Raw genomic sequence first — 14,184 nt, forward strand, 5'->3', positions numbered from 1 at the left:
GATGACCAAGAACACAGCAGATGCAATCGTTGTCGGGGCCGGACTGGCGGGTCTGGCCGCGGCCGCCGAACTGGGTGATCGCGGTAAGAAAGTGATCGTGCTGGATCAGGAACCGCAGCACTTTCTGGGTGGTCAGGCGTTCTGGAGCCTTGGCGGCTTGTTCATGGTCGACACACCCGAACAACGCCGAATGGGTATTCGCGACAGCCACGAACTGGCGCTGCGTGATTGGATGGGCAGCGCGCAATTTGACCGGGATGAGGACACATGGCCGCGCAAATGGGCCGAAGCCTATGTCGAGTTCGCTGCAGGAGAAATGCGCCCGTGGCTGCACGAAATGGGCCTGCGCTGGTTCCCAATCGTCGGTTGGGCCGAGCGTGGCGGATCTTACGCCGATGGCCACGGCAACTCAGTCCCACGGTTTCATATCACATGGGGCACCGGCCCCGGTGTTCTGGAACATTTCATTCGCCGCGTCCGTGAACACATATCGTCCGGCTTGATTGAGATAAAGTTCCGCCATCAGGTCAGCCACATCATCATGCAGAATGGCTGCGCCAAAGGTGTTTCCGGCGAGGTTCTGGCTGACGACACTGCAGCGCACGGTGCCAAGACCAACCGCGATGAGGTGGGCGAGTTTGAAGTCTACGCCCCGTCGGTCATTGTGACCTCGGGGGGGATTGGCGGTAATTTCGAAATGGTGCGAAAGAACTGGCCGCGTGATCGTCTGGGTGAACCGCCCAAGGACATGGTCGCAGGTGTACCCTTTCATGTGGATGGCCGCATGATTGCGATCAGCGAAAAGGCGGGCGGGCATGTGATCAACGGCGACCGGATGTGGCACTACACCGAAGGTGTCAGAAACTGGAACCCGATCTGGCCATCGCATGGCATCCGCGTTTTACCCGGGCCAAGCTCGATGTGGTTTGATGCGCGCGGCAATCGCCTAAAGCCGCCATGCCTGCCCGGCTTTGATACACTGGGAACCTTGCGGGAAATCCTGAAGACCGGACATGAATACAGTTGGTTCGTGCTGACCCAAAAGGTGATCAAAAAGGAATTCGCCCTGTCGGGTTCCGAACAAAACCCCGATATGACCGAAGGCGGCTGGCGCGAAGTCTTGCTGCAACGGATATTGACCGGCTCTAAGGCCACAGCACCGGTTGAAGCCTTCAAAGAGCATGGCGAAGATTTCATTGTCGCCAATACCTTAACCGAGCTGGTCAGTGGCATGAACCAGCTTGGCGGTGGGCTAATTGACGAAGCACATCTGCGCGCCCAGATCGAGGCACGGGATTCTCAGGTCGACAATCCCTTTACAAAAGATGCCCAGATGGCTGCCATTCTGGCCGCTCGAAACTACCGAGGGGACAGGCTGATCCGTACGGCAAAGCCGCACAAGTTCCTCGATCGCGCCAATGGTCCTCTGATCGCGGTCAAGCTGCATGTGCTGACCCGAAAAACACTTGGCGGTCTGCAAACCAATCTGGACAGCCAGATGATTGGCGCCGAGGGCACAGTTGTTCCGGGCCTGTTCGCCGCCGGTGAGGTCGCGGGCTTCGGCGGCGGTGGATATCATGGATACAATGCGCTGGAAGGCACATTTCTAGGCGGCTGCATCTTTTCCGGGCGCAATGCCGGTCGATCTCGGGCCGTTGCCTGATTACTGCGCGCGAATAAACTTTAGAACCGGCTCGCCTGCGGCATCAAGCATCACAAGGCTGTCGCCGGCAACCGCATAGCTGGCGACCTTTTGCAAGGCGGCAAAGAACTGATCCTCAACCTCTTCCAGCTCGGGCGGGCACGCCATGAGTGTGGCGGCCATGTTGTCGGGAAACTCAAGTTTTCCATTGTCCACCTTGGCCTGACCGGAAAAACGATTGCAACCGCCGGACCCACCGAATGCTCCGCCTTGTTCAAAGGATATCTGGGGTGGGCGTTTCGAGTTCAGCACCTCTGAATTGATACCGATAGCCGTCCATGTCGTGTTTTCCAGCGACGGGGTATCTTGGCTGCCGCCCACCTGTACCAAAACCAAGTCTGTCGAATTGCCAGCCCCGTTGGTCAGAACCGGGTGGACGGTGTCAGTGGTAAAGAGCAACTGATTACCGCGATAGATCGCACCTCGAACGGCATAAGTCAGCCCGTCCCGGATCAGGGCATCATCATAGGTCAACTCAAATTCGGCCGGTACACTATTCAACGCGTAGCGTTTGGCCGACAATGTGATTGCTGGCGCATCTGCCAGGGAAATATCCTGCAGCTCAACCAAAAGCGTTGCATCCGGTGGCACCGCAATGCGTTCGCGGTAGGTAGCCGTGCCCGAGACGGAACCCGCATGACTTTCCGTGCCAATCAATGCCATCAGAACGGCACCCAATACGATCGCTTGTCCAAGTTTGGGAAAAGGCATGTTCCCGTCCTTTCGCATATGTCTTTGGTCAAAAGATTGTTATTGGATCATCGTTTACAAGACCGCAGGTCAGGGATGAGCGATTACGCGCCGCTCTTACAGCGGCCAGATCAGCGGGATCAACAGCGACGCCAGCAAGCCGACAGTCAAGTTTAACGGCACCCCGACCTTGAGAAAATCGGTAAAACGATACCCGCCCGGACCATACACCATCATGTTCGTCTGGTACCCGATCGGTGTTGCAAATGACGCCGATGCGGCAACCATCACCGCCACGACCAATGCACGCGGATCAATACCCACCGCTTGCGCAAGGCCGATGGCAATTGGTGTCACGACAACGGCAACAGCGTTGTTGGAAACCAGTTCAGTCAAGACGGATGTCAGCAGATAGACCGCCCACACGATGAGGAAAGGCGGCAGCATTCCAAGCGCCGGTGCGACGGCCTCAACGATCAATGAAACGGCACCGGACTTATCCAGAGCGGCCCCAATAGCCAGCATCGCAAAGATCAGCGCAAGCAATCGGCCTTCGACAAACGAAAACGCCTCGTCAGCGTCAATGCATCGGGTGATCAGAACCACCGCAACCGCAATGATGGACAGCAGCAGGATAGGTGCGACGCCCAGCGCGGCCAAAGCAACAATACCCACCAATGACCCAATGGCGATCGGAGCATGGCTGCGGCGAAACGCGCGGGCCGACGGCTGCGTGACATCCACCATCTCCATATCAGCGGCCAAGCGCTGAATATCGCCCGGCGCGCCCTCTAGCAGCAGCGTATCCCCTACGCGAACGACCAGTTCATCCAATTGCCGCCCGATATTCTGGTTTCTGCGGTGTACCGCCAAAACGTACACACCGTACCGACGGCGCAGGCGCATTGCGCCCAGTGTTCGGCCAACCATGCGGCATCCCGGCGTAATCAGAACCTCAACCGTCTTGGTTTCGACGGCCGATACCTGATCGACGCGTTTCAATTCCTTGTTGCTTTGCAAGCTAAGCAATTCGGTCATCTCGGTCCGCAAAACGACCCGATCCCCCAGTCGCAGTTCAACACCTTTGAGGTTGCGCCGCAGTGATTCATCGCCCCGGATCACGTCGATCAACCGCACGCCCGGGCGTTTGAACAACTGCACACCCGTGACCTCACGCCCTATCAGGTTGCTTTCCGGAGGGATAACGGCCTCGGTAAAGAACTTCATCTTGGATCGATCAGACAGCAGGGATGCCATGCTATCTCGCTCGGGCAACAGACGCGGCGCGATAAAGCGCAGGTAGAACATCCCGTAGATGACCAGCGCGATGCCCAGCGGAGTCACTTCGAAAATCGTGAACGGTTTCATCCCCTGCGCCCGGGCCACACCATCGACCAGCAGGTTCGTCGATGTTCCGATCAACGTAAGCGTGCCCCCCAGAATGGCTGCATAGCTAAGCGGGATCAGCAGTTTTGAGGCTGGTACGTTCAGGGTACGCGCAATCTGAACAAAGACCGGGATCATGACCACGACCACAGGAGTATTGGATACGACCGCCGAGGCCAACAACACGAACCCCATCAGCAATCCGATCGCAACGCGTGGGTTCACCTGAGCCTGCTTTTGCGCTGTCGCCGTAAACGAGTCCAGCGCACCCGTTCGCACAAGCGCCCCCATAATGATGAACATCGCCGCGATCGTCCAAGGCGCGGGGTTTGATAAAACCGCAAGCGCGCTTTGATAGGGTAAAATGCCTGTCACCAACATGACGGCCACGCCACCAATGGCGACAACCTCGGTCGGGTAGACCTCGCGCAGGAACATGATGAACATGCCTGCGACGACCATCAGCGCCAGTATCGCGCTGCCCGTTTCTGTCAGTTGAAGGAATTGCATTCTTGGTATTCTGTCCGAACCCTGGCTTGGCAAACGCGCCCGTCACGCAGTTTCACGCATTGCGCAGGCCAGAGCAAGCCTTACTGCGGTCCTGACTGCAGCAGACGCCCACCAATGCGTACCATTTGCACAGATTTTGCCTGCCCGTTCTGGTCGTCGGTTTCGACGAACACCCCGCTTAGGGTGGCTTCGCCATTAGCGGGGGTGAATCGAGACTTTGGCATTCCAGTGATAAACCGGCGCATCGGCTCGACCTTATCCATCCCAATGACCGAGTCATAATCGCCGCACATTCCGGCGTCCGTCAGGTAAGCCGTTCCACCCGGCAGGATTTGCGCGTCAGCCGTTGGCACATGGGTATGCGTCCCCACAACCAGACTTGCGCGTTTGTCGCAATAATGGCCCATAGCCATCTTTTCCGACGTCGCCTCGCAATGCATATCGACAATGATCGCCTGCGCCTGGCCACCACGGGGATGCGATTTCAGGATAGGCTCGATAGCAGAGAACGGGTCGTCAAAGGGTCGTTTCATAAAGACCTGTCCCAACACCTGCACCACCAGCACTTTGCGACCACCGGGCGCGGTGTATAGACGGTGCCCCCGCCCCGGCGCACCCTTGGCAAAATTCACCGGCCGCACGATGCGCGGCTCAGATTCGATGAATTGCAGCATATCCTTCTGATCAAACGCATGATCGCCAAGGGTCAGACAATCCGCCCCTGCATCCAGCAACAGCTTTGCATGATCTTCCGACAGGCCCATCCCGTTCGAGGCATTCTCACCATTGATCACGACGAAATCCAACCGCCACTCATCCCGAAGGCGTGGCAGATGCTGTTGAACGGCCGCGCGTCCGCTGCGGCCCATGACGTCACCTAGAAACAGTATCCTCATACAAACCGTCCTAAGTGTGGCAATAGGTAAGCACAAGTGGTTAAACTGACACCATAAAGTGCAAAACCGCATTGGACAGGAGAAGTTTATGACCCGTTTCTTTATTCCCGCCCTTCTTTTGACTCCTCTGGCGGCCTGTGATCCAGCCCCGGATCAATCCGCCGAGCTGGCTAACCCTGCCGCTACGTTCTGCATCGAAAGCGGGGGAACCTACGAAATAACGGATGGGGCTGACGGGCAAACAGGCGCCTGCACCCTGCCCGATGGGCGCGAAGTGGACGCGTGGGAGTACTTCCGGGAAAATCACACCGGCTAAGCAGGTTCAGAAGGTCAGCACCCGACTTTCCGTGATGACAATGTCCAAGGGTTGATCGGTTGGCTCAAGCGGCAGTTCTTCTGCCTCTTGCGCGTCAAACGCGAACCCGATTGCCAAGGTCGGGCGTTTTGCGCGCAAGCCCTCAAGCGTACGGTCATAAAAGCCGCCGCCATAGCCCAGCCGCCCCCCATGCGCATCGAATGCAACCAGCGGTACGATCAGGATTTCAGGGTCAAAATAGTCGTCGACCTCGGGCACTTTTGCCCCGAATGGCCCGTCTTTCAGCGCCCCTTCGGGCGTCCAGCGCGAAAATCTCAACGGTTGCCCGGCGGCTTGTATGACCGGCACGCCCACCGCGCCATAAGCCGAAGCCTCGGCCATGGCCGGTAGCGGGTCAATTTCTGTGCGGATGGGCATATAGCCCGACAACGGCACCCCGCGATGACCAGCAAGAACTTCGGACAGACGCCCTGCAGCCCCCGGCGGGCGCGCGTTGAACGCATCCTTGCGTCGCGCAAACGCCTCTTTTCGGGCGGCGGCTTTGATTTCGGTCAGGTCGATCACAGTAACACCACGCTGGCGAGCCCAAGAAAGATGAAGAACCCCATGACATCCGTTGTTGTCGTCACGAAAGTTCCCGAAGCCAGCGCAGGGTCTACACCCAAGCGGTCCAGCACGACCGGTACTACCGTACCTGCAAAGCCGGCGATCACCATATTCACGACCAAGGCCGACCCGATCACGACACCCAATAGGGGCGAGTCGAACCACATCATCCCCACCGTCCCCAGCACGACTGCAAAACACAGGCCATTCAATACCCCGACCAAAAGCTCTCGCCGGATAACACGCATCACGTTCGACCCAGTCAGGTCGCGCGTCGCCAGGGCACGCACTGCCACCGTCAGCGACTGCGTGCCTGCATTCCCGCCCATTGAGGCCACGATTGGCATCAGAATGGCCAGCGCTACCAGCTGATCAATCGCCGCTTCGAACTGAGAAATCACAAGTGACGCACAAATCGCCGTGCACAAATTGACTGCAAGCCACGGCAATCGCCGTCTGCTGGTTGCAGCCACCGAATCCGAGATTGAGCTTTCGTCGCTAACCCCGGCAAGGCGCAGGATATCTTCCTCATGCTCTTCATCCAGAACCACCATGGCATCGTCGATCGTAATGACGCCGACCAAACGCCCGTCTTCGTCAACGACTGGGGCGGAGATCAGGTGGTATTGGTTAAAGGCGTAAGCCACGTCCTCTTCATCCTGATCGACCGGGATGGTGTGAAATTCATCCTCGGCAATGTCATGCAGGGGGATTTCACGCCGCGTCGCCATCAGTTTGCCCAAAGTGACCTGCGCCCTTGGTTTCAGACGCGGGTCCACCAGCACAACATGGTAAAACTGCTCTGGCAGGTCGTCATTGGCCCGCATAAAGTCGATGGCCTGCCCCACGGTCCAGTGTTCAGGGGCCATGACCACTTCGCGTTGCATAAGGCGCCCGGCCGAGTTTTCGGGGTATGACAGCGCCTGCTCTGCCGCGATCCGTTCAGAGTCTTCCAGTACATCCAGAATAGCCTCTTGCTGAGGCTCTTCCAGATCTTCCAGCAGGTCGACGACGTCATCGCTTTCCATGTCGCGTACGGCTTCTGCCAGAACGTCAGGGCGAAGAACGTTGATAACCTCTTCCCGGACGGCTTCGTCCAGTTCGGACAGGATATCGCCGTCAAATTCCTTATCGTACAGCCGGATCAGGCGCGCGCGATCATAAGGGTTTATCTGCTCAAGAAGGTCCGCGATATCAGCCGCATGAAGCGGCTCCATCAACTCAACCAGCTTTTCGCGATCATCTACATCAACGGCATAGAGAATGGCCGCTACGGTCTTGCGGTCCAACGCATAAACGTCGTCGTCGCTGGTTGCCTCGTTTACGGGTTCATCAAAACCTGTCGTCATTTCTGCCCCCGTACGTATCGGTCATTGACCCCTAATTAGAAGAAGCAGCTACAGGAAAACAATGACAATGCGCCGATTTACCGACAACTTTCCCACCCTTATGCTGTTTCGCAGTCCCATACAGGCGGAGATGAATGAAAATGGCGCAAAAAACGCTGCTGAAAGGGCGCGTCCTGAGTTTTACCGGCTCACCATTCGAAGGTGAGCCCACCGACGCCGTCAAAATCAGCGAAGCGGTCTTGATAGAAAACGGGCGCATTTCAGCGGTTGCCGATGCGAACACTCTGCAGGTGGCTAACCCAGACGCCCGAGTGATCGACCATCGTGACCAAATTATTATGGCCGGGTTCGTGGATGCCCATGTGCATTACCCACAGACCGCCATGATCGCCAGTTGGGGCAAACGCCTGATTGACTGGCTGAACACCTATACTTTTCCCGAAGAGATGAAGTTTGGCGATCCGGCATATGCGGCTGAGATCGCCAACCGCTATCTGGACCTGACTGCCGCGCATGGGACAACAACAATGTGCAGTTTCTGCACAATCCACCCTGAAAGCGTAGACGCCTTTTTTACCGCGGCTCAGAAACGGAACCAACGCGTGGTCGCGGGTAAAACCTGTATGGACCGCAACGCCCCCGAAGGCCTTCGCGATACGCCCAAAACTGCCTATGACCAGTCTGAAGCCTTATTGGAAAAATGGCATGGTGTGGATCGGTTGACATACGCCATCACACCGCGATTTTCGCCGACTTCGACGCCCGAGCAACTGGAAGCGATGGGCGCTCTTTGGGCCGAGCATCCGCATTGCCTGATGCAAACGCATCTGAGCGAGCAGACCGACGAAATCGCCTGGGTCCGCGAGCTATTCCCCGAGGCACGCGATTACCTGGACACTTACGAAAAATTCGGCCTGCTGGGGTCGCACGGCGTTTACGGTCACGTTATTCACCTGGAAGCCCGCGAGCGTGACCGTTTGCGCGAAATGGATGCTGCGCTGATCCACTGCCCGACATCGAATACGTTCATCGGTTCGGGCCTGTTTGACATGACCGGACTGATGCGAGATGGCCACCGGGTTGGGCTGGCCACTGACACAGGTGGCGGCTCCAGCTTTTCTATGCTGCACACGATGGCATCGGCTTATGAGATCGGTCAGCTCCGCGGGGCGCCCTTACACGCAGCGCAACTGCTTTGGCTGGGAACGGTTGGCTCTGCACGGTCGCTGCGACTGGATGATCAGATCGGCAATGTGGCGCCGGGGATGGAGGCGGATCTTGTCGTGCTCAACCTCGCATCGACCCCCGCCATTGCCCAACGTGAGGCCTGTGCAAATGATCTGTGGGAAGCCATCTTCCCCACCATCATGATGGGCGACGACCGGGCGATCGCAGAGGTTTGGATCGCCGGTCAGCGGGCAAACGTTTAAGACCGCAAGGCCTGCGCCAGTCGGTTCTGCCGTTCGATCACGCGGGGCAGATCCAGAGTTGTGATTTGCCCGTCCCGTACGATCTGACGGCCTTCGACAAACAAGTGTTTCACTGTCATCGGACCAGCGAGCAGCAAGGCCGCGGGATCCCAACTGCCTGCACTTTCGATGCAACGCGTGTCCCAGATTGCGATATCCGCGCGTTTCCCGGGTGCCAGACGGCCACAATCAGGGCGGTTCAGTACATCCGCCCCACCCCGCGTTGCTATCTCAAGCGCTTCGCGCGATGACATGGCGTCCGCTCCGTTGGCTACGCGTTGCAACAACATGGACTGACGCGCCTCGAGGATCAGGCTGCCGTTGTCGTTGCTGGCCGAACCGTCTGCACCGATCCCAACCCGCACACCCTGATCCCGCATCGCCCGTACCGGAGCAATTCCCGACCCCAGACGACAATTCGAGCATGGGCAATGCGCCACCCCGGTTTTCGTTCGGGCGAACATGTCGATTTCGGAACTGTCCAGCTTAACACAATGGGCATGCCAGACATCTGAGCCGGTCCAACCCAGCTCTTCCGCATATTGCCCGGGGCGACATCCGAACTGGGCTTGGGAATAGGCAATATCCTCTTCGTTTTCAGCGAGATGGGTGTGCAGCATTACCCGTTTGTCGCGCGCCAGAACCGCAGTATCCCGCATCAGGTCGCGGCTTACGGAAAACGGCGAACAAGGTGCCAACCCCACCCGACACATCGCACCGTCAGACGGATCATGGAACGCATCAACAACGCGTATCATATCTTCCAAGATCGCAGCTTCGGCTTCTACCAGCGTGTCGGGCGGTAGCCCTCCGTCGCTTTCCCCGATGCTCATGGCACCACGCGTGGGATGAAATCGCATCCCGATATCAGCCGCAGCGGCAATCGTGTCGTCCAGACGAGCGCCATTTGGGTACAGGTACAGATGATCTGAACTCAGCGTACAGCCCGATAACGCCAGCTCGGCCAGCCCAATTTGGGCCGAGACATACATTTCTTCGGGGCCAAAACGGGACCAGATCGGGTAAAGCGTTTTGAGCCATCCGAACAGCAATGCATCCTGCCCGCCCGGAACCGCGCGTGTCAGGGTTTGATACAAATGGTGGTGCGTGTTCACGAGACCGGGGGTGATGACACAGCCCGCTGCATCGTGAATTTCGGCGTCCACTGACAGGTCATGGCCGATCTGCTCGATCTGGCCCCCTCGAATCCAGATATCAGCACCCGCCAATTCCCGACGATCATCGTCCATCGTCAGGACAGTATCGGCGTTTTTTATCAGGATATCTTGCATCTCGCCCTCCTTGCACAGACCCGTTTCATGCATGGAGCGCGGTAGCTGGCGGAAAACGGGCTCAAGAACCAGCCGGGGTAAACCTAGCCGACCGGCAAACACCCGACAACAGGATTCAGTAGTTTCGCAGGATATCCAATGCGGCTGCGTGCAGGTCGGCGTTTGCCGCGGCAAGTGCGCGCCCACCATTATGTGCAGGCCCGCCTTGCCAATCCGTGACCACGCCACCTGCCGCTTCGATCACGGCAATGGGCGCCTGAATATCGTAGGCGTTCAAGCCGGACTCGATCACTAGATCGACCTGCCCAGCGGCCAACAACGCATAGGCATAACAATCCATTCCGTATCGCGTCAGGCGCGTTTGGCGGGACACTGCCTCAAACCCGGCGCGGTCGTCAGGGGTTCCCACCTCGGGGAAAGTGGTGAACAGAATCGATTCGCTCAGGGATGTGGTCGCGCGCGTCCTAAGCGTCGTCTTTCCTGTCGGGCCCGTTACCTCAGATATGTCGGCGGAGCCTATGAAACGCTCACCGATGTAAGGCTGGTCAATGACCCCCATCACCGGTCCGTCGGATGTGCTGAGCGCGATCAACACGCCCCAAGTCGGCGTTCCACTAATAAAGCCTCGGGTGCCGTCAATCGGATCAAGAACCCAGGTACGACCGCTGCGCCCTTCGACCGAGCCGAACTCTTCTCCCAGAATACCGTCGTCTGGCCGGTGCTCGGCCAACACAGCACGCATTGCCTTTTCGGCCGCGCGATCAGCGACGGTCACAGGGTCAAACCCCTCTGACAGTTTGTTCGTCGTTTCCAAATTGGACTGTCTGAAAAATGGCAAAATGGCCTGACGCGCCGCGTCGGCCATTTCTTCGGCTACATTCCGGTCACTGAGCGTAGTCTTTTGCATGCGCTACCCGTGGGGTTCGCAGGCTTCAGAGTCAACCCGCTAAATCAGGCAACGTCGCTCAGAACACGCGCCAGTTCAAACAGGCGGCGGCGTTGGTTTTCGGGAATCGCGTAGTAGGACCGAACAAGGTCCAAGGCTTCTTTGTCCCCCATAAGATCGGCGGGAACAGACTTTTTGCCTGCGCTTTCTTTTTCGGCCTCTTCCAGACCCTCAAAGAAAAAGCTGACGGGTACATCCAAAGCTTCGGCGATATCCCACAGTCGAGACGCGCTGATACGGTTGGCACCGGTTTCATATTTTTGGATTTGTTGAAACTTAATACCAACCTGCTGCGCCAACTGCTGCTGGGTCATCCCAATCAGCCAGCGGCGATGCCGTACGCGTTTGCCCACGTGGACATCGACGTGATGGGTCATCGGTATTCTCCTCTACTACACACAACGACAAGGGCGCACGGCGCGAATCACGACCGCATCACGAGCGAACAGCCTTTAAACACTCCCGAATTCGGAACATGCCCCCAAATCAGCACCATAGCGCAATATTGCTCTTTTTTGTTAATTTTTCAAGCGGGTTGAATCAGCCTGCCAAAACATTGGCTTTAAGTTGTGTTTCCGATCACAACACTACTTAAGCATATTATTATGTTTTAACGCATTCGGGCCCACTGTTTCTTGTGCTGCCGGGTAAACAATTGACAATCTGCGGTCAACGCGAACCTATGCTTCCAACCAAGGAGCAACAGTATGCAGGCCTTTCGACTAGAAGCGACAGGAACACCTCCCAGACTGTGCCAGATAGCGGTTCCTGAGCCGGGTTCCGGTCAGGTGCGGGTCGCGATCAAGGCTTGCGGTTTGAATTTTGCCGACCTGCTTATGCAGAAAGGCACCTATCAGGATACACCCACTACGCCCTTTACGCAGGGCATGGAGATTGCCGGGGTCGTGGATAAGGTCGGTATCGATGTCTCGGGCCTGAAAGCAGGTGATCGCGTCGCTGTTTATTCCGGCCAAGGTGGGTTGGCCGAGTACGGTGTCTTTGATGCAGATCGCACCATCGCCATACCCGATTCGATGAGTTTCGAAGACGCCGCGGCAATACAGATCGCATACGGCACCAGCCACATTGCCCTTGATCACCGCGCGCGTCTGCAATCGGGTGAAACCCTCTTGGTAACCGGTGCTGCAGGTGGCGTGGGTCTGACCGCCGTCGAAATTGGTAAATTGATGGGGGCCACAGTCATCGCGCAGGCGCGCGGGGCGGAAAAACTGAAAGTGGCGCAGCAGGCAGGTGCGGATCACCTGATCGATGCCAGCGAAGACCTGCGAAGCCGCGTTAAGGAACTCGGCGGCGCAGATGTGGTCTATGACGCAATCGGCGGAGATATTTTCAAAGCCGCCTTTCGCGCGACCAATCCCGAAGGCCGCCTATTGCCAATTGGATTTGCAGGCGGCGACGTTCCGCAAATCCCTGCCAACCATCTGCTGGTCAAAAACCTGACCGTAATCGGTTTATACATTGGCGGGTATCTGACCTTCCGGCCTCAGATCGTAAGAAAGAGCTTTGAAACCCTGTTCAAGTGGCACGGCGAAGGCCGCATCAAACCTCATATCAGCAACGTGCTGCCATTGGCCGAAGCGGAGAAAGGTCTGCAAATGCTCAGAGATCGAACAGCGACCGGGAAGGTCGTCATTTCAATCTGAGCAGATTTACCCGACAACCGCTTTTAACTGAGTGCCACCCAACATACGGAAGTTCTGCCGCACCAGCGCTGCCAGAGCGTCGACAACATCGTCACGCCCCGACTCACCGCCGTACAAATTAATCATATGCGCGGGCAGTTCAGGCAGCGTACCCCCATCGTCAATCTGCTCCAGATGGGCCGCTTCGGTGCCATCCAGCACCGCGTGCACCGCGAGATCAGCGCTGACGGTCGCCTCGATCGTGCGATCATTCTCAGTTTCGACCGACAACTCCCACGGGATTTCAGCTTCGTCCAACGCCGCAATAACCTGAGGCCGGAATAGACATCTTCGTCCCAAAGCCAAAGGAATCGGACGTTTGCGCCAAGCTGTCCCACCAGGGGCACCGATCCAGCGCAGCGGCAATTCAGCAATCGTTTCGGCCCCTTCGCCGACGGTCGCTTCGGTCGTGAGTATCAGATCGCATTCGCCACGCTTGAACATTTCCTTCAATTGCAACGAGTAAGAAGACACAAGTTGCACACGCACCCGCGGGAATTCGACATTGAAACGCTGCAATACACGTGGAATGGCCGGGTAGACGATGTCATGAGGGACACCCAGAACAACCTCGCCTTCAAAGGCTTGATCCGTGAGTTTTGAGATAATCTCGTCGTTCAAAGCGATCATACGTCTGGCATATGCCAAAAGCTGCTCGCCCGAGGCGGTCAAGGCAATTGTCCTGCCGCTACGATCCAGCAGTTCCAGCCCCAACAGCTCCTCCAATCGCTTCAGCTGCATCGAAACGGCCGATTGCGTTAGATGCAAAAATCCGGCTGCGCGTGTCACGCCGCCATGATCTGCTACCGCCACGAAAGAGCGCAAAGTCGTAATGTCGAGATTTCGCATCTTCACGATTCCTTATGCATCACTTCAAAAACATTCATTTTCAAAATGTGTCATAGCAGTCCATATAAATCAAGGAAGTTGATGAGATGGAGCTAAATCATCTCTTTTTCACGAAAGGACATAAATTATGACCCAAATAGCAATAACATCTTCCCGCAAGCTGCGCCGCAGATTTTCAATAAGCACCGTCTGGCAGGTGTTATCGTTGCGGCGTCAACGCCGCAGTTTGGTCCGCTTGGATGATCGCGCTTTGCAGGATATCGGTGTAACGCGCGCTGAGGCCGAGGCTGAAGCCGCACGATCCGTCTGGGATGCGCCGGAATTCTGGCAAAAATGAATCTAACCTGCATCTTTTTTCAATGAATGGCGGCCCATACCCCAAGGTCGCCATTTTTGTTGCGTGTTTTAGCCAGTTTCCGACGTTAAACCCTTGAAACGCAGCCCGCACTTGCCGATATTTGCGGGGAACG

General features: G+C 57.0%; 14 protein-coding genes. 5 read left to right on the forward strand and 9 right to left on the reverse strand.

From position 1 onward, the window contains the following. Window position 1: 1 nt before the first annotated feature. Window positions 2-1,663, forward strand: a complete 1,662-nt coding sequence (locus ACR0DG_RS08610; protein WP_480696254.1) for an FAD-binding dehydrogenase — start codon at window positions 2-4, stop codon at window positions 1,661-1,663. Here the strand turns inward: ACR0DG_RS08610 and ACR0DG_RS08615 are convergent, their stop codons facing one another. The 3 genes from ACR0DG_RS08615 to ACR0DG_RS08625 all read right to left on the reverse strand — a co-directional run bounded on the left by ACR0DG_RS08615 (window position 1,664) and on the right by ACR0DG_RS08625 (window position 5,184). After that, on the reverse strand, window positions 1,664-2,413 hold the full coding sequence (locus tag ACR0DG_RS08615; protein WP_480696256.1) for a YbaY family lipoprotein: 750 nt from the start codon (window positions 2,411-2,413) through the stop codon (window positions 1,664-1,666). Window positions 2,414-2,509: 96 nt separating this feature from the next. Further along, window positions 2,510-4,288 (reverse strand): SLC13 family permease, encoded by a 1,779-nt coding sequence (locus ACR0DG_RS08620; protein WP_480696258.1) that lies wholly within the window; start codon window positions 4,286-4,288, stop codon window positions 2,510-2,512. Between the two features lie 80 nt (window positions 4,289-4,368). After that, window positions 4,369-5,184: a TIGR00282 family metallophosphoesterase gene (locus ACR0DG_RS08625; protein WP_480696260.1), complete on the reverse strand. Its 816-nt coding sequence runs from the start codon at window positions 5,182-5,184 to the stop codon at window positions 4,369-4,371. An 88-nt stretch (window positions 5,185-5,272) separates the two neighbouring features. On the opposite strand from ACR0DG_RS08625, the gene ACR0DG_RS08630 reads away from it, so the two are divergent. Beyond that, window positions 5,273-5,500: a putative hemolysin gene (locus tag ACR0DG_RS08630; protein WP_480696262.1), complete on the forward strand. Its 228-nt coding sequence runs from the start codon at window positions 5,273-5,275 to the stop codon at window positions 5,498-5,500. 6 nt (window positions 5,501-5,506) lie between these two features. Here the strand turns inward: ACR0DG_RS08630 and ACR0DG_RS08635 are convergent, their stop codons facing one another. Both ACR0DG_RS08635 and mgtE read right to left on the reverse strand, forming a co-directional pair. Then, a complete protein-coding gene (locus tag ACR0DG_RS08635) occupies window positions 5,507-6,064 on the reverse strand; it encodes a 5-formyltetrahydrofolate cyclo-ligase (protein WP_480696264.1) in 558 nt (185 codons plus the stop codon). Continuing rightward, window positions 6,061-7,455, reverse strand: coding sequence for a magnesium transporter (gene mgtE / locus ACR0DG_RS08640; protein ID WP_480696266.1), 1,395 nt, complete (start codon window positions 7,453-7,455; stop codon window positions 6,061-6,063). Before mgtE ends, ACR0DG_RS08635 begins: the two co-directional genes overlap by 4 nt. A 140-nt stretch (window positions 7,456-7,595) precedes the next feature. Here mgtE and guaD point away from each other — a divergent pair, with 140 nt between their 5' ends. Continuing rightward, window positions 7,596-8,885 (forward strand): guanine deaminase, encoded by a 1,290-nt coding sequence (guaD, locus tag ACR0DG_RS08645; RefSeq protein WP_480696617.1) that lies wholly within the window; start codon window positions 7,596-7,598, stop codon window positions 8,883-8,885. On the opposite strand, the gene ACR0DG_RS08650 is transcribed toward guaD, so the two are convergent. The 3 genes from ACR0DG_RS08650 to ACR0DG_RS08660 form a co-directional block, all read right to left on the reverse strand. Continuing rightward, the gene (locus ACR0DG_RS08650) at window positions 8,882-10,216 is read right to left on the reverse strand and encodes an 8-oxoguanine deaminase (protein ID WP_480696268.1); all 1,335 of its coding nucleotides are present in this window, start codon (window positions 10,214-10,216) and stop codon (window positions 8,882-8,884) included. The genes guaD and ACR0DG_RS08650 overlap by 4 nt on opposite strands. 115 nt (window positions 10,217-10,331) lie before the next feature. Further along, entirely contained in the window at window positions 10,332-11,123 is a 792-nt protein-coding gene (gene hisN, locus ACR0DG_RS08655) for a histidinol-phosphatase (protein ID WP_480696270.1), read from the reverse strand. A gap of 44 nt (window positions 11,124-11,167) precedes the next feature. Continuing rightward, entirely contained in the window at window positions 11,168-11,539 is a 372-nt protein-coding gene (locus ACR0DG_RS08660; protein WP_170384559.1) for a helix-turn-helix domain-containing protein, read from the reverse strand. 330 nt (window positions 11,540-11,869) lie between these two features. Here ACR0DG_RS08660 and ACR0DG_RS08665 point away from each other — a divergent pair, with 330 nt between their 5' ends. Beyond that, on the forward strand, window positions 11,870-12,826 hold the full coding sequence (locus ACR0DG_RS08665; protein WP_480696272.1) for an NADPH:quinone oxidoreductase family protein: 957 nt from the start codon (window positions 11,870-11,872) through the stop codon (window positions 12,824-12,826). A 6-nt stretch (window positions 12,827-12,832) separates the two neighbouring features. Here ACR0DG_RS08665 and ACR0DG_RS08670 read toward each other — a convergent pair whose 3' ends face one another. Further along, window positions 12,833-13,714: a LysR family transcriptional regulator gene (locus ACR0DG_RS08670; RefSeq protein ID WP_480696274.1), complete on the reverse strand. Its 882-nt coding sequence runs from the start codon at window positions 13,712-13,714 to the stop codon at window positions 12,833-12,835. 127 nt (window positions 13,715-13,841) lie between these two features. On the opposite strand from ACR0DG_RS08670, the gene ACR0DG_RS08675 reads away from it, so the two are divergent. Beyond that, a complete protein-coding gene (locus ACR0DG_RS08675) occupies window positions 13,842-14,051 on the forward strand; it encodes a DUF1127 domain-containing protein (protein ID WP_480696276.1) in 210 nt (69 codons plus the stop codon). The last annotated feature ends 133 nt before the right edge of the window (window positions 14,052-14,184 follow it).

Source organism: Ruegeria sp. BG8 (assembly GCF_056538325.1).